This window comes from Nitratireductor sp. GZWM139, from assembly GCF_030068685.1.
GTDB lineage: Bacteria > Pseudomonadota > Alphaproteobacteria > Rhizobiales > Rhizobiaceae > Nitratireductor > Nitratireductor aquimarinus.
The window spans coordinates 57,553-77,315 of record NZ_JAMQML010000012.1; the positions used below are offsets into that span (position 1 = coordinate 57,553).

Sequence of the window (19,763 nt, forward strand, 5' to 3'; positions counted from 1 at the left end):
TTTGAGCAATGGAAGCAGTCGCGACCGGCGACGGGGCGGCTCTGTCGGCTCAGCTGTCAGGCAAAGTCGAGACGCATCAGCACTTCGTCAACAAATGCCCCCTCAACGCAGAGCGCCTTCCGATCAACCGCCCATTCCCTGAAACCCGCGCGCTGATACAGCCTTTTTGCCGCTTCGTTTGAAGCGGTCACGGAAAGCAGGACTGACTGGCAATCAACCATGGCTTCGTTGATGGCTGCCTGCAGCAGGTTTTTCGCCAGACCGGTGCCGCGACCAGAAGGAACCACATACATCCCCCAGATGCCGGCCCTGTGTCTGATTTTGGCCGCCTTTTCCCTGCGGAGGCCGATGATCCCCTGCAAGGCTCCAGCAGCGTCAAATCCACCCAAAACGACATTCTCCGCCAAACGTGCGGCTGCCCGTTCGAGCGGCTGGGCAAGCTCATCATCAAACGAAGCGCCGAACGCCTCGGGATGCATCTTTAGCCCCTCGAGCCTCAGTTCTCTGAACGCGCGCGCGTCTTCGGCTCCAAGCCGTCTGATATTCATCTGCATGGCCTTCTCACAAGCACGAGTCTCCGCTCCCCTCTCACAGGGAGAAAATTCGCCTAAACATGCCGCAAGCGACGTCTCACCGCGAAAGCTCCGCAGCCGCCAGAGCGGCAATCTTCAGATCCACTTCCGCCAATGGGTTCTCATCCTCGAGAAACCACGCCGCCGACAAGCCGGTCCATGCGAGAATCCACTGAAGCAGGGTGCGGCGCTCCAGCTTCGCCGCTTCGGATACGACCGCCAGGCGTCGCTGAAAGCGGCCGGGCTGCGTTGCGACCGGTCGGCTGGAATCGCTCAAATCGGGGTTGGTGAAAATGTTCGCAAAGTCGAAGCCGCGATTACCCGTCAGGCCATGCGGATCGATGGCCAGCCAGCCCCGCTTGCCGAAATCAAGCACATTGCCGTGGTGCAAGTCGCCGTGAAGGACGACCTGCTCTTTTGGCTCGGCAAGAAGCTTTTGCGCTGTCTCAAGCGAGTGAATCAGGATACCGCCATGCCTGGCCGCCGCCGGTTCGAGGCACCGGAACCAGCGCTTTAAAGGAACGAGTTCAGGCATGGGGCCGGGTCTGCTGCGATGCAGGCGGTTGGCGGTGGCGCAGAGAATACGGCAGGCCTCATCATCATCATTGCCACGCACCATGTCCGCCAGAGAGCGAGCGCCGGTGGCGCGCTCAAGAAGCAGAGCGCCTTCAGTGCACGCCAGAACCTCTGCCGCCCCGTCCCCGCTCCACCATGTCATAAGGCTCGCCCCGCGCTTCTGATCCGCGCTGGAGAACAGTTTGAGCATTGCCGGCTCGTCCCCTCGAAGCACCGGCAGAAGGTTCGCTGCCGGGGTAACGATCGGCTCACCATCAATGGCGAGCTTCCAAAGGCGCAGATACGGCTCGAACATCACAGTCTCTCCGGGCTCGTGCGAATACCGCAAGTGTCATATTCGGAAATCAGGCAGGTTCTTCGCATGCCCGTTTAAGAGCGGCAATGCCCGCGCCGTCGCTCCAGCCCACCAGCCAGATACCGCAAAAAGAAAAAGGCCGCCCCGAAGGACGGCCTTTCTCGAACTTTCAAAAAGGAGAGGCTTATTCGCCCTCTTCCTTCTTCTTGGCAGCAGCCTTCTTCGGAGCGGCTTTCTTCTTCGGAGCAGCCTTCTCCTTCTTCGCCGGCTTCGCCTCGGTCTCGTCCTCGTCGTCAGCCATCAGCTCGTCGCGGGAGACCTTCTCGTCGGTAACCGCGATTTCAGCGAGCAGATGGTCGATGACCTTCTCCTCGAAGAGCGGCGCACGGATGTTGGCCATGGCCTGCGGGTTCTGACGATAGAACTCGTAGATTTCCTGCTGCTGGTGCGGCGGGTAGCGGCGGATCGATTCGATGAGCGCGCGCTGCATCTCTTCGTCGCCAACCTTGACCTCTGCCTTCTCGCCGATCTCGGAGAGAACCAGGCCCAGACGCACGCGGCGCTCAGCAAGACGCTGATACTCTTCGCGAGCCTCTTCCTCGGTCGTCTCTTCGTCTTCGAAGGAGCGGCCGGCAGCCTCGAGATCGCGGGTCACCTGGTTCCAGATGTTCTCGAACTCGGCTTCCACGAGCTTGGACGGCGCTTCGAACTTGTAAGCCTCATCCAGCGCGTCGAGGATCTGACGCTTCGCCTTCTGGCGGGTCACCTGGCCGAACTGGTTCTCGAGCTGGCCACGAACGATCTCGCGCAGCTTGTCAGCCGATTCAAGGCCGAGCTGCTGTGCGGTCTCGTCGTTGATCTCCATCTCGTTGGGCTTGGAGACTTCTTTGACCTTGATGTCGAACTCGGCTTCCTTGCCGGCGAGATGCGCTGCCGCATACTCTTCCGGGAAGGTGACCTTGATCGTGCTCTCGTCGCCGGCCTTCAGGCCCACGAGCTGCTCTTCGAAACCGGCGATGAACTGGTTCATGCCGATCACGACCTCGGAATCCTCGGCAGCGCCGCCATCAAAGGCTTCGCCGTCGATCTTGCCGAGATAGTCGATCTTGACCTTGTCGCCGTCAGCCGCCTTGCCCTTCTTCACCTCGTAGGTGCGGGCGGAGTCGGCAACGCGCTTGACCTGCTCTTCGACTTCCTCATCCGTCACGTCATAGACCTGACGCGTGATCTTGATGTCGGAGAAATCCTTCAGCTCGATCGGCGGAATGACTTCATAGGACATGGAGAATTCGAAGTCGGCATCGCCGGAGAGAACCTTGTCGGCTTCCTTCTCGTCCTCGGTCATCGAGATTTCCGGCTGAATGGCCGGCTTCTCACCGCGCTCGGTCAGGATGCTCTGCGTGCCTGCGAGGATCTCGTTCACGACTTCAGCCATGAAAGACTTGCCGTAGACGCGGCGCAGGTGCTGCGCGGGCACTTTACCGGGGCGGAAACCCTTGAGGTTCACCTTGTCCTTTGCGTCGTTGAGACGCTCAGCGAGGCGCGCCTCCATGTCCTTGGCAGGAACAACGACCTTAAGTTCGCGCTTGAGCCCTGAATTGAGAGTTTCGGTTACCTGCATCCATCATACCTTTGTATTCGCTTTTGCCGCCGCGTTCACGGCGCCCACCGCTCTTCCTGTCGGGGATACTTACCGGGAATGGCCCTTCTGGTGCGGGTGGAGGGACTTGAACCCCCACGGCTTGCGCCACAGGAACCTAAATCCTGCGTGTCTACCAATTCCACCACACCCGCTTCGAAAGACCCAAGGAACGCCTTAAGCTTCCGAAAGCGCGGGTTCTATATCACCTGCACCTAGTCTATCAAAGCAAAATTGGCAAGATTCAGGGCTTTTTTGATCGCTTCGGCCCCCTTGCGCATACCGGCTGCATCCCCCGCTCCCACCGTGCTTTTTATAAACCGATTAGAACCGCGCCAAACCCGAGCCATGCAGCAGCCGCAAAAAGGCCATGTTGCATTGCACAAATCGCATTGCTGTCATGCAACATTGTCACTTCAAAGCCGGGCGGCTTGGGACTATCTCCTGCTCACAAGACGAACACAGAATATTCGAACGAAGCGAGCAGCAAGATGAACATCATTCGCAACTACCGCAACTGGCGCCGTTACCGTCAGACCGTCAACGAGCTGAGCCGCCTGTCCAACCGTGAACTGAACGATCTGGGCATCTCCCGCGGCGACATCCCGTTCGTTGCACGCAAGTCTGTCTAAGGACAGCAGCTAATTCAGTTTCGCCAGGATTACCTCCTCCCAATCCTGACGGATATGACCGACAAACTCCTCCTCCCAATTGTCGGTCACCCAAAACAACCCCTGCCGAACCTCCTCCCTCGGCAGGGGTTGTAAAAAGGGCGGTAAGCCTCGTAAGAGCCCGCCAGACAGAGTTTTAGAGATTCCTTCGGAGTTATCCTCCTCCCAACTTCGAAGGAAACGACCGGCATCTCCTCCTCCCAATTGCCGGTCACCCTATAACGACACCCGCCGAACCTCCTCCCTCGGCGGGTGTTGTTTCCGGGCAGAGGCCTTCCTATATGGGCGCTGTCAGGATTTGAGTTTCATAGATTTCGTCCGGGTTACCTCCTCCCAACCCTGACGAATAGACCGGCAACCTCCTCCTCCCAAAATTGCCGGTCACCCTATAACGACACCCGCCGAACCTCCTCCCTCGGCGGGTGTTGTTTCCGGGCAGAGGCCTTCCTATATGGGCGCTGTCAGGATTTGAGTTTCATAGATTTCGTCCGGGTTACCTCCTCCCAACCCTGACGAATAGACCGGCAACCTCCTCCTCCCAAAATTGCCGGTCACCCTATAACGACACCCGCCGAACCTCCTCCCTCGGCGGGTGTTGTTTCCGGGCAGAAGCCTTCCTATATGGGCGCTGTCAGGATTTGAGTTTCATAGATTTCGTCCGGGTTACCTCCTCCCAACCCTGACGAATAGACCGGCAACCTCCTCCTCCCAAAATTGCCGGTCACCCTATAACGACACCCGCCGAACCTCCTCCCTCGGCGGGTGTTGTTTCCGGGCAGAAGCCTTCCTATATGGGCGCTGTCAGGATTTGAGTTTCATAGATTTCGTCCGGGTTACCTCCTCCCAACCCTGACGAATAGACCGGCAACCTCCTCCTCCCAAAATTGCCGGTCACCCTATAACGACACCCGCCGAACCTCCTCCCTCGGCGGGTGTTGTTTCCGGGCAGAAGCCTTCCTATATGGGCGCTGTCAGGATTTGAGTTTCATAGATTTCGTCCGGGTTACCTCCTCCCAACCCTGACGAATAGACCGGCAACCTCCTCCTCCCAAAATTGCCGGTCACCCTATAACGACACCCGCCGAACCTCCTCCCTCGGCGGGTGTCGTTTTTTTATCCCCTCCGCTTCCATGCACGCGCGCCGGATGCGCTAGCGCTCGCCGCGCACGCCGCGCTTCTTCCACTCAGAAAGCTGCATGATGTCCGGCGCACCGCCAGCCGGCTCGTACCAGCTGTCGATAGCCCAGTCCCGGCCATCCTTCGCGCGCACCACGGCAGTGGCGTGCGGGTAGCGGATGTCGATGAAGAAGCCGCGTGCGGCGTTCCTGCGCACGGTGTGATGATGCAGCAGCCCGTGGCGCTGCAGATAGGTCAGGAGCGTCCGCGTGTTGCGCGACTCGTCGATGCAGTCCATCTGGCCATAGACCCGCGCGCCGCCCGGTCCGGACTTCGCGCCATCGCGCACGCCCAAGGTCTGTGTCGCCAGTGTTTCGAAATAGCGGACCGCCTTGCTGATGGCCGCCCGTTCGGCGCTTGCGGAAGACCTGCCGCCCGCCATGATCGCGGCCAGCCGCTGCTTCGCAGCCGCCCCCAGGTTCATGCTCTTCTTGTAGACACAGCCATAGCCGCTGCACAGATAGATGCGCTCCGCCTTCGCTGCCGCCGGCCCGGTCACACATGCCAGACACAGCGCCGCTGCAAACAGCCCCGCCCGTGATGCTCCAAATTCCATTCGCACAGTATAAAACGCCCCTGTTGATTGCGAAACCGGATGGCAGAGCCGCCTCTATAATTGGTTAGCGCCACACGCCATCCACCGTTGCATTCCATGGTCCGGCGGCTTATCTCCTCCCCCATGAAACCGATACACATCATTGGCGGCGGTCTCGCCGGTTCCGAAGCTGCCTGGCAGGCGGCACAAGCGGGTGTTCCCGTCATTCTGCACGAGATGCGGCCGGTGCGCGGCACCGATGCGCACAAGACCGACGGGCTTGCCGAACTGGTCTGCTCGAACTCGTTCCGCTCCGACGATGCGGAAACGAATGCGGTCGGCCTGCTGCATGCGGAAATGCGGCTCGCAGACTCCCTCATCATGCGCTGCGGCGACGCCAACCAGGTGCCCGCCGGCGGCGCGCTGGCCGTGGACCGCGACGGATTTTCCGAAGCCGTCACCGCAGAGCTTGAGGCGCATCCGCTCATCACCATCGAGCGCGAGGAAGTCACCGGCCTGCCGCCGGAAGAGTGGGATCAGGCAATCATCTCCACCGGCCCGCTGACCGCGCCCTCGCTGGCGGAAGCCATTTCGGAGGCCACGGGCGCGCAGTCGCTCGCCTTCTTCGACGCGATCGCCCCAATTGTCCACTTCGATTCCATCGATCTAGGCACCGCATGGTTCCAGTCGCGTTACGACAAGGTCGGCCCCGGCGGCACCGGCAAGGACTACATCAACTGCCCCATGGACAAGGAGCAGTATGAAGCCTTCATCCAGGCACTGCTCGACGGCGGCAAGACCGAGTTCAAGGAATGGGAAGGCACGCCCTATTTCGATGGCTGTCTGCCCATCGAGGTGATGGCGGAACGCGGACCGGAGACGCTGCGCCACGGACCGATGAAGCCGATGGGCCTCACCAATGCACACAATCCCGATGTAAAGGCCTATGCGGTGGTGCAGTTGCGCCAGGACAACGCGCTTGGCACGCTCTACAACATGGTCGGCTTCCAGACGAAGCTGAAATATGCCGAGCAGACGCGCATCTTCCGCATGATCCCCGGTCTGGAAAATGCGGAATTCGCACGGCTCGGCGGCCTGCACCGCAACACCTATCTGAATTCGCCTGCGCTTCTGGACGGCCGGCTTCAGCTGAAAAGCCGCCCTGGCCTGCGCTTTGCCGGTCAGATCACCGGCTGCGAGGGCTATGTGGAAAGTGCGGCCATGGGCCTGATCGCCGGTCGCTTTGCCGCATCCGAGCGTCTGGGTCAGCCGATCTCCACGCCGCCCGGGACCACTGCCTTCGGCGCGCTGCTCAACCACATCACCGGCGGGCACCTCATCTCCGACGATGAGCCGGGCAAACGCTCCTTCCAGCCAATGAACGTCAATTTCGGCCTGTTCCCGCCCGTCGAGGTGCCGAAGCCCGAAGGCAAGCGCCTTCGCGGCAAGGAGAAGACCGTCGCCAAGAAGAAGGCGATGACGGCGCGCGCGCTGGTCGACTTCAAGGAATGGCTCGCTGCACAGCCGGCAAGCCAGGCCGCCGAATAGGCAGGTTCTCGAAAGAGAGCCCACAAAGAGAAAGGGGAAGCCGCAATGCCGGCTTCCCCTTTTTTATTCAGTCCTGGCTGCGCCCTACTTCCAGTCTTCAAGCCTTAGAAGCAGCGTCCCGGTCATGTTGCGCAACTCCAGCTCCGGCTCAAACGTGGCGTGGAGATGAGATGGCACGATGAGGATCTTTCGCCCCTCAGCCTCCAGAGAGAACATCACCGTCTGCCCATCCTGTGAGGCGAGAGATGCGATGCGTTCTTCCTCCACGGGGAACAGCCCTTCAACCCCGTCCGCGGTTTTCACCGAAACCGCATTCTGCTTCAGCAGAAGCGCGATCTTTCCGCCATCCGGCAGAACGATATCGAAAGTACCCGGCTCCCCGTCCAGGAAAATCGCATTCTGGACAACGACATCGAAACCATCCGACTTGAACGCAACGATCAACGGATTGCTGTAGAAAACCCCGTTTCGATCCACATGGACGGGATTGTCGGGATCGAGCCCCCAGGCGATGGCCACTTCGCGATACGCATTGCCGTCCGGGCTCAGCGCAAAACCTTCAGGCTCCACAGCGCCAACGGCGTCCTCTCCGTTGAGATAACGCAGCACCGAAAGCGCCTCGGATTTCGCTGCCACGCTGAGCGGCGTATCGTTGACGAGTTCCAGAAACCTCGCCGTCTGCGACCGCACCGACCAGTCGAGCGCACCCTGCGGCCCGAAACTGCCCAAAAGCAGCGCCAGAACCGGAATGCCGGCGATGAGGCGGATATCGCCCCGCAGACGCGGCAGCGCCTGCATCCCGACCAGCGCGAGCGTCACCAGACCGAACAGGCCGAGGAAATAGCGCTGCGGCGTCCAGCCGAACGCCCCCACCCGCAGAGCGAGCGCGTAGAACAGAAGCCCCAGCGGCGCCAGAAGGAACAGCGGCCAGAAACGCACGAAGAAGCGCGTCGGCGCACGGGCGGTGTCCAGAAACGGCTTTGTCAGAAGAAGAACGGCGACAATGCACACGCCATATGTGAGCACCAGCCATCCGATCTGGCCCTGCGGAACCTCTCCGGTAATCGCGATCTTGGCCGCATAGAGGTGCAGAATGAGCGCATAGATGATGAGCATGGGCACGGCGGCGAAATCACCCAGCGCGCGCATACCGCTCTGCATCAGCGCATGCTCATGGCCGCCCGGCTCTTCATCGAAGGTGCGCGGCGTCTGCCCGAGCCCGAACAGCGGTGCGACGAACAGGCCGATCGAGGCCCAGATATGCTCATAGAGATCATTCGGAACATCGATCCCGAAGAGATGGGTCAGACTTGCCAGAATGGCCGAAATCCCGCCGCCGAACAGCGCAAACGCCAACAGGCCGAGCCCCACGGCAAATACCAGCCGCGCCGTGAACATCCAGAACGCATCGCCCGTCCACCGCCATGCGAAAGGCGCAATGGGCGCAAGCGCCATCAGGGAGAGCACAAACGCCCATTCCACAGTGCGCTCGGTGATGTCCGGCCACATGACGGCAAAGGCGGCAACACCGGCGAGCACCGGCAATGCCACGCTGATCAACGCTGAAAGCTGCCGGGCCTGCGCAAACAGGGTTGCGGCAAAAGAGGCAATCACGGCGGCGATCAGCGCAAAGAGGAGGTCATCCTTGTTGGCCGCGCCAAGAAGGGCGGCGGGCACAAGATCGATATCCGCAACAAGCGCGTTGGCGTAGGTGGCGGTCAAAAAGAGAAAAAACACGGTGACGGGAAAGCGCGCCACGGCATCGCCCATGGCGACAAGCGCCTCAAGCGCTGATGCGAGCCACCCCGCGGCCGCATGATTTCTGTTCAGATTTTCAGCCACAAACCTTCCCCCGATCAATGAGCCGATGGTCAGAGACCATGCGGACGCGGCGTAAATTGGACAACGGCATCGTCAACCGCCGTGCGCCCCTTCGGGCGCATCAGGGACAATCCGGATTGTAAATGAAGCGCCGGAACAACCGAAAAACGGATCGCGCTTTGAGGTCCAGGTCCTGGGGTTATCCCCATCCCTTCGTGGCGCGCCGGAACATCAGCCAGTGCCGTCGCCATTGCGGCAGCGTCACGATGTCTTCGAGTGCCGCAGCCCCGCTGGCCTCAAGACGCTTGAGATAGGCCTGTGAAAGCCCCGCAGGCAGGAATGCCGGGCGCAGAGAAGCCGGCAGCGCCTTCGCGCCTGCCTCGAATGCCGCCGCATGATGTTTGCCAAGGGCGACCATGGCCGCCACGGCGCGCGCCGCAGCGTCACGGTCCTCGCCGCTCAAAAGGTTTTCGCGTGTGGTGCCGGCGGCCCGTAACAGATCGCCCGGAATGTAGCACTGCCCGCGCCGGCGATGGATCGGCAGCATGCGCAGAAGCCCGGCAATGGCCTGCGCACAACCCGCATGGCCTGCCAGTTCCGAGGCGCGCATGGCGGCTGGCGTGTCGAGCACCAGTCCGGCAAGCTGGATCAGAGCCGAAGCGGTCTCGCCGCAATAGCCTTCCAGATCGTTGCGGCTTGGCATCGGGTCGTCATAGAGATCGAAGATGCGCGCTTCGAGAAGGTCGAGCAGTGGCTGCACGGGCAGCCCATGCGTGCGGATTGCCTCCAGAAGAGCCACCGCGAGCGGCGAACCGTCCGCACTCTCCGGCGCAGCCTCCGCCGTCAGAACATCCCGCCAGAACTGCAGCCGCACCTCGCCGGGAAGCGGCTCGCTCACCCGGTCGCGAATGCCCGCCACTTCCACATTGAAAGCATAAAGCGCAAACAGCGCCGGGCGCTTTTCCTCCGGTGCGTACAGCACGGAGAGATAGCGGTCGGGATCGGCGTCGCGCACCACCGACATGACAAAAGGCTGCGTTTCGGCCATCTCAGTCGACAGCGATCAGCGCTGCTGCAACCGTGCGGTCTTCCGCAAGCAGCACATTGTAGGTGCGTACCGCGGCGCCCGTCGCCATGGGCTCGACCGCCACGCCGGCCGCCCGGAAGCGCTTGCGCAGTTCAGCTGGCACAGGGATCAGGGTCTTTCCGGTGCCAAGAAGCAGAATGTCGAAGTCGGCGGCTTCGTCGAACAGCCTGGTGAAGTCGCCCTCGCCCAGCCCTTCGAAAGCCGCCACGTCCCACCCGTGAATGCCCGAAGGCATGCACAGGATGGAACCGCGATGCGACATGTCGGCAAAGCGAAAACCGCCATTGCCGTAAGCGTCGATGGGAGCGCGGCCCGGGAAATGGGCCGCGCGTATTTCAATGCCGCCCGCCATCACTTGGCCGGCATCTGTCCGGTCGTGTCCGAACCGGTCGCATCATCGTCCTTCTGCTCTGCGCCCAGCGCCCCGGTGGAGCGCATGCGGAACAGGATCAGCAGCGGACCGGCGATGAAGATCGACGAGTAGGTGCCGATCACCACACCGAAGATCATCGCGGCCGTGAAGGAACGGATCACCTCGCCACCGAAGACGAACAGTGCACCGAGCGCCAGAAGCGTCGTCACCGAGGTCATGATGGTGCGCGACAGCGTCTGGTTCATCGACAGGTTCAGAAGCTCCGGAAGCGGCATCTTCTTGAACCGTCGCAGGTTCTCGCGCACGCGGTCATAGACCACGACCGTATCGTTCAATGAGTAACCCACGATTGTCAGGATCGCCGCGATACTCGTCAGATTGAACTCGATGCCGGTTATCACGAAGAAGCCGACGGTCATGATCACATCGTGCAGTGTGGCAAGAATTGCACCCACGGCAAACTGCCACTCGAAGCGCAGCCAGATGTAAATCAGGATCGCCAGGAGCGAGACCAGAACCGCAATCGTGCCGGCACGCGCAAGCTCACCGGAGACGGTCGGCCCCACCACTTCGACGCGGCGGAACTCATAGGCGTCCTCAAGCTCGCCCCGCACCTTGGCGATGACGGTCTGTTCGGCATTCTCGCCGCCGTCCTGCGCCTGAACGCGGATCATCACCTCACGCGGATCGCCGAACTCCTGCACCTGAACGTCGCCCAGATTGAGTTCCGACAGACGCGCGCGGATATCGCCGATGTCAGCCGGTCCTTCGCGGGACTGCACCTCGATGGAGGAGCCGCCCTTGAAGTCGATGCCGTAGTTCATGTTGACGGTCATGAACAGCGCCACAGCCGCGATGGAAGCCAGAGCCGAAAGCGTGAAGGTCACGCGGCGCAGCTTCATGAAGCCGATCTTCGTGTTGTCAGGCACGAAACGCAGCGGCGTGCGCGGCAGCTCACGGGGACGCCGGCGGCGCACCCACTCGGCGACGATCCAGCGCGTCAGCGAATAGGCGGTGAAGACCGTCGTCGCGATACCGATGGCAAGCGTGACGGCAAAGCCGCGGATCGGACCCGAACCCAGATAGAACAGGATCACGGCGGCGATCAGCGTCGTCACATTGGCGTCGACAATGGTTGCCAGCGCCTTGGAGAAGCCCGTGTCGACCGCCTGAATGAGCGAACGTCCGCCAGCCCTTTCCTCGCGAATGCGCTCGAAGATGAGCACGCTGGAGTCCACCGCCATGCCGATGGTCAGCACGATACCGGCAATGCCCGGCAGCGTCAGCGTTGCACCGAGCGCCGAGAGGATCGCGATGATCATCGTCACATTGGCGGCAAGCGCAATCACGGCGAACACGCCGAGAAGCCCGTAAGCGGCAATCATGAACACAACGACAAGAGCCGCGCCGATCAACGAGGCGATCTTGCCGGCGTCGATGGAGTCCTGACCAAGGCCCGGTCCGACCGTGCGCTCTTCAATGATCGTCAGCGTCGCCGGCAGAGCGCCCGCGCGCAGAAGAACGGCAAGATCATTGGCCGACTGGACGTTGAAATTGCCCGAAATCTGACCGGTGCCGCCGAGGATGGGCTCGCGGATCTGCGGAGCCGAAATCACCTGGTCGTCGAGAATGATGGCGAACAGGCGACCGACATTCTCCTGCGTCGCCTGACCGAAGCGCGTCGCGCCCTTCGTGTCGAAGCGGAAGCTCACCACCGGTTCGTTGGTGCGCTGGTCGAAGGTCGCCTGCGCATCCACGAGGTTCTCACCCGAAACGATGACGCGGTCTTCGATCAGGTAGGGAACGGGCGGATCGTCCACCGAGTATTTGATGGTCGTGCCGATGGGCGGGCGGCTGTTGATGGCCTCCTGCACGGGCACCGACTGGTCGACCATCTGGAAGCTCAGCTTGGCGGTCTGGCCAAGAATGTCTTTCAGGCGCTGCGGGTCCTGAAGGCCCGGCACCTGAACGAGAATGCGGTCTTCGCCCTGCCGCTGGATCACCGGCTCGGTGGTGCCGAGCTCGTTGACGCGGCGGGAGACCACTTCAATGGACTGCGAAAGCGCGGAGGACACACGGTAGTTGATACCGTCTTCCGTCAGCGTGAAGCGCAGAAGGCCCGGCTCCGGTTCGGTGAGCGCAAGCTCGGTCACCGTGCCGCCACTGAACAGGCCGGAATTCACCGGCTGTGTCAGCTCGCGCAGAGCCTCCTTGGCTTCGGGTATCTGAGCGGCGTCGCGAATGCGCACCTGCACGCTCTGGCCCGAACCGGTGAGGCCGGTATAGCCGATCCGCTTGTCACGCAGCGTACGGCGGATGTCGTCGCGCGTCGTAACGATGCGCTCCTCGATCAGCTCCTTCTTCTCGATCTGGAGAAGAATGTGCGAACCGCCCTGAAGGTCGAGGCCCAGCGTCATTGGCCGCGAAGGCGCCCAGCTCGGCATGGAGGACAAATAGGATGCCGGAATGATGTTCGGCGCCGCGTAGGCGACGCCAAGCGCCACGGCCAGCCAGATAAGTATCGTTTGCCAGCGCGAGAAGTGTAGCATGGGGCCTCGTCTGTTCAGGTTGGGAGGGCCGTTTTTGCCGGCCCTTCCCGGCAATCACGTCATATTGCGGTTATTTCTTGGCGGGCTGCTTGTTGTCTGCAACCGGCTCACCCTTCACGCGAACCTCTGCGAGCATGGAGCGCACGGCCGTAACCTTGTTGCCGCCGCCCAGGTCGATTTCGAGCTCGCTGTCATTGATGACCTTGCTCACCTTGCCGACCAGGCCGCCGCCCGTCACCACCGTGTCGCCACGACGAACAGCCGACAGCATCTCGGCGCGCTTCTTCATCTGCTGGCGCTGCGGACGGATGATGAGGAAATACATGATCACGAAGATCAGAACGAACGGCAGAATGCTGACAAAGATGTCGGGCGCTCCGCCTGCGCCAGCCTGTGCGTATGCCGGGGTGATGAACATCGAAAACTCCTGATATCTGCCGGACGTCCGGCTGGTCATAAATGTGGCCGGAATATAGACTTTCACCCCTTCATTGCAACTGTTGGCGCAGTGTGCACAGGCCCGCAAGGCCGCTTATGCGCAGACATCTGACGCTGCGTCCGGCAATACACTCCCCCGCGCCGCCTCCCGCACTTGCAAATCCCGCCCCCTTATGGAAGAACCGTACCGTACGGTACGCAACCCGTCTGCGCATGAGCTTTGCGAGGAAATCATGTCCGAAAACACCATCGAAGCGCTGTCCGAGAAACTCGACCGGCTGATCGATACGATCGCCCGCCTCACCCCGCAGCAGCCAGAGCCGCCGCGCTTCGAGCAAGCCGACTGTTTTGTCTGGAATGCGGAGCGCCGGACGCTGGATCCCGTCGAAAAGGTCAATCGCGTGGAGCTTTCGCTGATTCGCGGCGTCGACCGCGTGCGCGATATCCTGGCCGACAACACCGAGCGCTTTGCCCGCGACCTTCCCGCCAACAACGTGCTTCTGTGGGGCGCGCGCGGCATGGGCAAGTCGTCGCTGGTGAAAGCCGTCCATGCCGAAATCAACCGCGCCGCCCCTGCCGGCCAGCCACCGCTGAAGCTGGTGGAGATCCACCGCGAGGACATAGAGACCCTGCCGCAGCTCATGGCTTTCCTGAAAGCCGCGCCGTTCCGCTTCATCCTTTTCTGCGACGATCTGTCCTTCGATCAGAATGACGCCTCCTACAAATCGCTCAAGGCAGCATTGGAAGGCGGTGTTGAAGGCAGGCCCGCCAATGTCATCCTCTACGCCACCTCCAACCGGCGGCACCTCTTGCCGCGCGACATGATCGAGAATGAGCGCTCGACGGCCATCAACCCGTCGGAAGCCGTCGAAGAAAAGGTTTCCCTGTCAGACCGTTTCGGCCTCTGGCTCGGCTTCCACAAATGCTCGCAGGACGAATATCTGGCGATGATCGACGGCTATGTCGCCCATTACGGCCTCGAGATCGATCCGGAGCGCCTGCGCGCCGAAGCACTCGAATGGGCCACCACGCGCGGCAGCCGTTCGGGCCGCGTCGCCTGGCAGTTCATTCAGGATCTCGCCGGCCGCCTCGGCAAGCGCCTCGACGCCTAAGGCGTACCCCCCCGACCCAACGCTTCGCCTCAATAAAAAACCCGCCCTTTCGGGCGGGTCAAAGAGGCAGCCTGACCGGAGGTCTGGCAGGCCGCAGCTTTTTTCTCGTTATTCAGGGAACGTCTATTCCAGATAACCCGTCGGGTTGACCGGCGTGGCGTCCTTGCGCACTTCGAAGTGCAGTTTCGGGCGCTCGGCGCTGCCGCTCATGCCCGACAGGGCGATTTCCTGACCGCGCCGGACCTTCTCGCCACGCTTCACCCGAAGCGCGCTGGCGTGGCCGTAAACCGTCACCATGCCGTTGTCATGGCGCACCAGAACCGTGTTGCCGAATTCCTTCAGCCCGTCGCCGGCATAGATCACGACGCCGTTTTCGGCTGCCTTGACCGGCGTGCCTGCCGGAACGGCAATGTCGATGCCGTCATTGCGCACGGAACCCGAGGTGCTGCCGAAGTCCGAGATGATTCGACCACGCGCCGGCCAGCGCAGCTTGCCGATGCCGGTCGAGTCCGGCGCAACTTCATTGCTCTGCTTCGCCACGGCGGCAACCTGTGTCTGAGCCTGCGTCGAGGTTTTCACCACCGGTGCAGGATCGCGGGTCGTGGCGCTGGTCGTCGTGCGGTCAACCGTCTTCGGAGCCGCTGCAACTTGCGTCGGCTGGCTCACATTGCCGGACGGGATGGTCAGAATCTGACCGACCTTCAGATAACCATCGGCAAGACCATTGGCCGCCTTGATGTTCGCGACGCTCGCCCCCGTCTTGCGGGCAATGCCGTAAAGCGTGTCGCCCGAAACCACGGTGTAGGAACCGGCAGAAGCCGTCTTGGCCTGCACCGGCGCCGTCTGGCTGTTCGTATTGGCGTTGCTCGCGGCATTGTTCGTTTCAGAACCCTGCGGGCGCGGCTTGGGCCGCGGCGTCTCGCGCAGAACCGCAAGGCGTTCCTGCGGCTCTCTCTGAGGCGTCGGCTCATTGGGAACAGGCTGCGGCGCAGCGGCCTGACGCTGCGTGGCCGCACCATTGTCAGATGCGGCAGCCGGTGCATTGCCCGAATAGGCATAGCTCGGGATCATCAGCGTCTGACCCGTGCGCAGCTGCGATGCGCTGGAAAGATTGTTTGCGCCGAGAATGGCGGCAACCGGCACACCGAACCGGCGCGACAGGTTGAACACCGTCTCGCCTTCGCGCACCGTGATCGTCTGGCCGCCGCCCTGCCCGGTCTGCGCAGGCTGGCGCGTCACCGATCCGGTCGACGTGCGGTCAAGCTGCGGCTGCGCCGGCACGGGCGCTGCGGCAACGCGTGCCGGCTGCGGCTGCGACGGCGCGGGAAGCGCCTGGCGCTGTACGTTGGAAGCGGTCTGATTGGTCAGGTCAACCGGCCTGGTCGCTGCGCGAACCGGTGTGTTGGTCGGCGCGGGCAGAGGCTGGCTGACAGTGCCACCCACGAGACCGTTCGGCCGCGGGCTGGAGCCCTGACGGCTGATCGAACCCGTGTAGGTGGTGTCAACACCGCCGACATCGCCCGGATAGGGCTGGCTGGCAGGGGCCATGGCCACCGCCCGGTTGGTCGACCGTGCATCTGCAAAATCGCTGGACTTGAAGCGGGACACATCGGAACTGCATCCTGCCGCAACGCCGCCCATCAAAATGACAGCGGCTCCGCGCAACATAGCGCGATCGAAACTCCGTGTAATGCAACGCATGTGACTACCCGCGTACCCAATACCTGAACACGGGCAATTAAATCGCGTTAATGTTACTCAGCGGTTAAGCTGCGGGGAGATTTTGAGATGAACGCCCCTCGCCGGGGGCGTCAGATGGCCTCGGCAGCGCTTTTGAAAAGAGGCTGTAACCGCACGTTTTCAAGGTCTGTGCGCTCGAAACGACTGCCAACCTTGGCCAGTTTCGTCATCATCTGCACATCGTCGCCCGGTCCGATTGGCGCGACCATAATGCCGCCGGTGGCAAGCTGGTCGACGAAACGGCGCGGCAATTCATCGAAAGCGGCCCACACGATGATTCGGTCGAACGGCCCGTCGGAGGGTGCGCCTTCGCAACCGTCTGCATGCCGGGCCGACACATTGGTGAGGCCCAGATTCTCCCAGCGCAATTGTGCTTCCACACCAAGCGTCTTGTAACGGTCGAGCGTGAGGACCCGGCCCGCCAGCCTCGCGATCACCGCAGCGGTGAAGCCCGACCCCGTGCCGATCTCCAGCACCCGGTGCCCGGAAGAGAGTTCCAGCGCATCGATGGCCCTTGCCTGCAGGTCGCAGCCTTCTATGGCCTCGCCACAGGCAATCGGCACCATGCGCTGCGACCACGCCGCCGCATACCATTCCGATGGAAGAAAGCCCGCGCGCGGCGTCGCTTCCATGGCGGCAAAGAGCTCCTTGCCGCCAATTCCGCGTGCGCGCATGCGCAGCATGAACGCGGCAAAGCTCTCGCGCTCCTGCCCCGCTTCGTTCATGCCAGAGCCTTGGAAAGCTGGTCACGCACTTCATGCGCCGTCAGGTCGAGATGCAGCGGCGTAACCGAAACATAGCCGTCACGGATCGCCGCCTGATCGCTGCCCTGGCGAATATCGGCCTGCTGGCGGCCGAAACGCAGCCAGTAATAGGGATAGTTGCGCCCGTCGCGGCGCTCTTCCACGTTCAGCCCGTGCACCATCTTGCCCTGTGCGGTCACCAGAGTGCCCTTGGCGTCTTCCGGCGCACAATTGGGGAAGTTGATGTTGATCAGAACGCCTTCGGGCATGGGCCGGTCGATCAGCTTCTTCAGAAGCGGCGGCGCAAGCGCCTCGGCGGTGCCGAAGGGAATGTAGCGGCTTTCGTCGGTGAAGTCGTAGGCCTGGCTCAGCGCAAAGGACGGAATGCCCAGAAGCGTCCCTTCCATCGCACCGGCCACGGTTCCCGAATAGGTCACGTCATCGGCAATGTTGGTGCCGTTGTTGACGCCGGACAGGATCAGGTCCGGCGGCGTGTCCATCACGTGCCGCACGCCCATGATAACGCAATCGGTGGGCGTGCCGCGTAAGGCAAAATGCCTGTCATCGATCTTGCGCATCCTGAGCGGCTCCGACAATGACAGCGAATGGGCAAAGCCCGACTGGTCGGTTTCGGGCGCCACAACCCAGACATCATCGCTCAAAGTGCGGGCGATACGCTCCAGCGTCGCCAGTCCTTCTGCGTGAATGCCATCGTCATTGGTCAACAGAATGCGCAAAGTCTCAATCCTTCGATGCTTCGATTTTCTCCAGGCCGCCCATATAGGGTTTGAGGGCTGACGGTATCGTGACACTGCCGTCCTCATTCTGGTAATTTTCCAGAACCGCGATCAGCGCACGGCCAACAGCCGTTCCCGAACCGTTGAGCGTGTGCACGAAGCGGGTCTGCTTCTCGCCGGCCGCACGGTAGCGCGCATTCATGCGACGCCCCTGGAAATCGCCACAGACCGAGCAGGACGAGATTTCGCGATAGGCATTCTGCCCCGGCAGCCAGACTTCCAGATCGTAGGTCTTGCGCGCGCCGAACCCCATGTCGCCCGTGCACAGAACCATGGTGCGGTAAGGCAGGTCGAGCTTCTTCAGCACGGTCTCGGCACAGGCCGTCATGCGCTCGTGCTCGTCAATCGATGTTTCGGCATCGGTGATCGAGACCAGTTCGACCTTGTAGAACTGGTGCTGGCGCAGCATGCCGCGCGTGTCGCGTCCCGCAGAACCCGCTTCCGAACGGAAGCACGGCGTCAGCGCGGTAAAGCGCAGCGGCAGCTTGTCGCCTTCCAGAATTTCCTCGCGCACGAGGTTGGTGAGCGACACTTCCGCCGTCGGGATCAGCCAGTGATCGTCACCGGCGCGGAACAGGTCCTCGGTGAACTTCGGCAACTGCCCGGTGCCGAACATTGCATCGTCACGCACCAGAAGCGGCGGCTGCACTTCCGTGTAGCCATGCTCCTGCGTGTGCAGGTCGAGCATGAACTGGCCAAGCGCGCGCTCAAGGCGGGCAAGCTGGCCGGATAGCACCGTGAAGCGCGAGCCCGAAAGCTTTGCCGCGCGCTCGAAATCCATCAGGCCGAGCGCCTCGCCGATCTCAAAATGCTCTTTCGACCAGCTGGCGTGCTTCGGCTCGCCATGCCTGCGCACTTCGACATTGTCGTTTTCGTCCGCGCCAACCGGCACGTCTTCGAGCGGGATGTTGGGAACACGCGCCAGCGCATCGTTGAGCGCGGCGTCGTGGCGGCGCTCTTCAGCCTCGCCATCCTGAACGAAACTCTTCAGCTCAGACACTTCGGCCTTCAGCTTCTCGGCGAGGCCCTTGTCGCCGGATGCCATGGCCTTGCCGATTTCCTTGGAGGCGGCATTGCGGCGCTCCTGCGCCTCCTGAAGCTTTGTCAGGTGCTGGCGGCGCGCTTCGTCAAGCGCCAGGAGCTTCCCACTTTCAGGGTCCGCGCCGCGCTTTTTGAGCGCTTCGTCCAGCGCCTGCGGGTTCTCGCGAATCCATTTGATGTCGAGCATGTCTGATTTCCAATCGCGGAGAGATTGCAGTGAACCGCCCCGGGACAGACAGGAAATGACCTGCTGATCTAGGCGGTCGGCTGGTCCGTCTCGCCGGTGTCGTCCTGCGCGTTCGCTTCCTTCTCGCGCTGGCGCTCGACCATGCGGGCGGCCCAGATGGCAATTTCGTAGAGAAGGATGGTCGGAAGCGCAAGGCCGATCTGGCTCACCGGATCCGGCGGCGTGAGGATCGCCGCGGCCACGAAAGCAGCCACGATGGCGTATTTGCGCTTGTCGGCAAGCCCGGTCGAGGTCAGAAGCCCCACCCGCGCCATGAGCGTCGTCACGACCGGAAGCTGGAACACGAGGCCGAAGGACAGGATCAGCGTCATGATCAGGCCGAGATACTCCGAAACCTTGGGCAACAGAGAGATCTGCACCGTATTGTCAGGCCCCACCTGCTGCATGGACAGGAAGAACCACATCACCATCGGCGTGAAGAAGAAATAGACGAGTGCAGCGCCGATCAGAAACAGGATCGGCGAGGCAATCAGGAACGGAATGAACGCGCGGCGCTCGTTGCGGTAAAGCCCCGGTGCGACAAACTTGTAGATCTGCATGGCAATCACCGGGAAGGCGATCACCAGGCCGCCAAACATGGCCAGCTTGATCTGGGTAAAGAAAAATTCCTGCGGCGCGGTGTAGATCAGGTCCACCTTGTCCGCGTCGAGACCGGCCCACTGGGTCGCCCACTGGAACGGAATCACCAGCAGGTTGAAGATCTGCTTGGCGAAGAAGAAGCAGACCAGAAAGGCCACGAAGAACCCTCCGATCGCCCAGATGAGCCGCGAACGCAGCTCGATCAGGTGATCCATCAGCGGGGC

General features: G+C 61.9%; 17 protein-coding genes and 1 tRNA gene. 3 read left to right on the forward strand and 15 right to left on the reverse strand.

Annotated elements, in window-relative coordinates; genetic code table 11:
• Positions 1-56 precede the first annotated feature (56 nt).
• The 4 genes from NDI72_RS15185 to NDI72_RS15200 form a co-directional block, all read right to left on the reverse strand.
• Positions 57-554 carry a GNAT family N-acetyltransferase gene (locus tag NDI72_RS15185; RefSeq protein ID WP_283800861.1) on the reverse strand — a complete coding sequence of 166 codons (498 nt, stop codon included), beginning with the start codon at positions 552-554 and terminating at the stop codon, positions 57-59.
• A gap of 76 nt (positions 555-630) precedes the next feature.
• On the reverse strand, positions 631-1,443 hold the full coding sequence (locus NDI72_RS15190) for an aminoglycoside phosphotransferase family protein (RefSeq protein WP_283800862.1): 813 nt from the start codon (positions 1,441-1,443) through the stop codon (positions 631-633).
• Positions 1,444-1,627: 184 nt separating this feature from the next.
• Entirely contained in the window at positions 1,628-3,064 is a 1,437-nt protein-coding gene (gene tig / locus NDI72_RS15195; RefSeq protein ID WP_206548883.1) for a trigger factor, read from the reverse strand.
• Between the two features lie 88 nt (positions 3,065-3,152).
• Positions 3,153-3,237 (reverse strand) — tRNA-Leu (locus NDI72_RS15200).
• A 336-nt stretch (positions 3,238-3,573) separates the two neighbouring features.
• On the opposite strand from NDI72_RS15200, the gene NDI72_RS15205 reads away from it, so the two are divergent.
• Complete coding sequence (locus NDI72_RS15205) at positions 3,574-3,714, forward strand: DUF1127 domain-containing protein (RefSeq protein WP_008599151.1); 141 nt, start codon at positions 3,574-3,576, stop codon at positions 3,712-3,714.
• 1,189 nt (positions 3,715-4,903) lie between these two features.
• On the opposite strand, the gene NDI72_RS15210 is transcribed toward NDI72_RS15205, so the two are convergent.
• A complete protein-coding gene (locus NDI72_RS15210; protein ID WP_283800863.1) occupies positions 4,904-5,485 on the reverse strand; it encodes a hypothetical protein in 582 nt (193 codons plus the stop codon).
• A gap of 123 nt (positions 5,486-5,608) precedes the next feature.
• Here NDI72_RS15210 and trmFO point away from each other — a divergent pair, with 123 nt between their 5' ends.
• A complete protein-coding gene (gene trmFO / locus NDI72_RS15215) occupies positions 5,609-7,012 on the forward strand; it encodes a methylenetetrahydrofolate--tRNA-(uracil(54)-C(5))-methyltransferase (FADH(2)-oxidizing) TrmFO (RefSeq protein WP_206546359.1) in 1,404 nt (467 codons plus the stop codon).
• Between the two features lie 84 nt (positions 7,013-7,096).
• On the opposite strand, the gene NDI72_RS15220 is transcribed toward trmFO, so the two are convergent.
• From NDI72_RS15220 to yajC, 5 genes are all read right to left on the reverse strand, one after another.
• Entirely contained in the window at positions 7,097-8,854 is a 1,758-nt protein-coding gene (locus NDI72_RS15220) for a DUF4153 domain-containing protein (RefSeq protein ID WP_283800864.1), read from the reverse strand.
• Positions 8,855-9,032: 178 nt separating this feature from the next.
• Positions 9,033-9,881 (reverse strand): phytoene/squalene synthase family protein, encoded by an 849-nt coding sequence (locus NDI72_RS15225; protein ID WP_245447591.1) that lies wholly within the window; start codon positions 9,879-9,881, stop codon positions 9,033-9,035.
• Between the two features lies 1 nt (position 9,882).
• On the reverse strand, positions 9,883-10,272 hold the full coding sequence (locus tag NDI72_RS15230; RefSeq protein ID WP_113155468.1) for an Mth938-like domain-containing protein: 390 nt from the start codon (positions 10,270-10,272) through the stop codon (positions 9,883-9,885).
• Positions 10,272-12,842, reverse strand: coding sequence for a protein translocase subunit SecDF (gene secDF / locus NDI72_RS15235; protein ID WP_283800865.1), 2,571 nt, complete (start codon positions 12,840-12,842; stop codon positions 10,272-10,274). The genes NDI72_RS15230 and secDF overlap by 1 nt, the downstream gene beginning before the upstream one ends.
• Positions 12,843-12,912: 70 nt before the next feature.
• Positions 12,913-13,260, reverse strand: a complete 348-nt coding sequence (gene yajC, locus NDI72_RS15240) for a preprotein translocase subunit YajC (RefSeq protein WP_113156340.1) — start codon at positions 13,258-13,260, stop codon at positions 12,913-12,915.
• Between the two features lie 253 nt (positions 13,261-13,513).
• On the opposite strand from yajC, the gene NDI72_RS15245 reads away from it, so the two are divergent.
• The gene (locus NDI72_RS15245) at positions 13,514-14,392 is read left to right on the forward strand and encodes an ATP-binding protein (protein WP_206546362.1); all 879 of its coding nucleotides are present in this window, start codon (positions 13,514-13,516) and stop codon (positions 14,390-14,392) included.
• A gap of 123 nt (positions 14,393-14,515) precedes the next feature.
• On the opposite strand, the gene NDI72_RS15250 is transcribed toward NDI72_RS15245, so the two are convergent.
• The 5 genes from NDI72_RS15250 to tatC all read right to left on the reverse strand — a co-directional run bounded on the left by NDI72_RS15250 (position 14,516) and on the right by tatC (position 19,754).
• The gene (locus tag NDI72_RS15250; RefSeq protein WP_349632277.1) at positions 14,516-16,000 is read right to left on the reverse strand and encodes a peptidoglycan DD-metalloendopeptidase family protein; all 1,485 of its coding nucleotides are present in this window, start codon (positions 15,998-16,000) and stop codon (positions 14,516-14,518) included.
• 203 nt (positions 16,001-16,203) lie between these two features.
• Entirely contained in the window at positions 16,204-16,857 is a 654-nt protein-coding gene (locus NDI72_RS15255) for a protein-L-isoaspartate(D-aspartate) O-methyltransferase (RefSeq protein ID WP_283800867.1), read from the reverse strand.
• Entirely contained in the window at positions 16,854-17,612 is a 759-nt protein-coding gene (gene surE / locus NDI72_RS15260) for a 5'/3'-nucleotidase SurE (RefSeq protein ID WP_113155472.1), read from the reverse strand. Before surE ends, NDI72_RS15255 begins: the two co-directional genes overlap by 4 nt.
• Before the next feature lie 4 nt (positions 17,613-17,616).
• Positions 17,617-18,900 (reverse strand): serine--tRNA ligase, encoded by a 1,284-nt coding sequence (gene serS, locus NDI72_RS15265; protein WP_283800868.1) that lies wholly within the window; start codon positions 18,898-18,900, stop codon positions 17,617-17,619.
• A gap of 68 nt (positions 18,901-18,968) precedes the next feature.
• Positions 18,969-19,754: a twin-arginine translocase subunit TatC gene (gene tatC / locus NDI72_RS15270; protein WP_283800913.1), complete on the reverse strand. Its 786-nt coding sequence runs from the start codon at positions 19,752-19,754 to the stop codon at positions 18,969-18,971.
• Positions 19,755-19,763: the final 9 nt, after the last annotated feature.

Bases quoted from the DNA above. Each gene is read 5' to 3' on its own strand.
- NDI72_RS15210 (WP_283800863.1), bottom strand. From the start codon at position 5,485: ATGGAATTTGGAGCATCACGGGCGGGGCTGTTTGCAGCGGCGCTGTGT.
- tig (WP_206548883.1), bottom strand. From the start codon at position 3,064: ATGCAGGTAACCGAAACTCTCAATTCAGGGCTCAAGCGCGAACTTAAG.
- NDI72_RS15230 (WP_113155468.1), bottom strand. From the start codon at position 10,272: ATGGCGGGCGGCATTGAAATACGCGCGGCCCATTTCCCGGGCCGCGCT.
- NDI72_RS15205 (WP_008599151.1), top strand. From the start codon at position 3,574: ATGAACATCATTCGCAACTACCGCAACTGGCGCCGTTACCGTCAGACC.
- trmFO (WP_206546359.1), top strand. From the start codon at position 5,609: ATGAAACCGATACACATCATTGGCGGCGGTCTCGCCGGTTCCGAAGCT.
- NDI72_RS15245 (WP_206546362.1), top strand. From the start codon at position 13,514: ATGTCCGAAAACACCATCGAAGCGCTGTCCGAGAAACTCGACCGGCTG.
- tatC (WP_283800913.1), bottom strand. From the start codon at position 19,754: ATGGATCACCTGATCGAGCTGCGTTCGCGGCTCATCTGGGCGATCGGA.
- NDI72_RS15190 (WP_283800862.1), bottom strand. From the start codon at position 1,443: ATGTTCGAGCCGTATCTGCGCCTTTGGAAGCTCGCCATTGATGGTGAG.
- secDF (WP_283800865.1), bottom strand. From the start codon at position 12,842: ATGCTACACTTCTCGCGCTGGCAAACGATACTTATCTGGCTGGCCGTG.
- NDI72_RS15185 (WP_283800861.1), bottom strand. From the start codon at position 554: ATGCAGATGAATATCAGACGGCTTGGAGCCGAAGACGCGCGCGCGTTC.
- NDI72_RS15255 (WP_283800867.1), bottom strand. From the start codon at position 16,857: ATGAACGAAGCGGGGCAGGAGCGCGAGAGCTTTGCCGCGTTCATGCTG.
- yajC (WP_113156340.1), bottom strand. From the start codon at position 13,260: ATGTTCATCACCCCGGCATACGCACAGGCTGGCGCAGGCGGAGCGCCC.
- NDI72_RS15225 (WP_245447591.1), bottom strand. From the start codon at position 9,881: ATGGCCGAAACGCAGCCTTTTGTCATGTCGGTGGTGCGCGACGCCGAT.
- serS (WP_283800868.1), bottom strand. From the start codon at position 18,900: ATGCTCGACATCAAATGGATTCGCGAGAACCCGCAGGCGCTGGACGAA.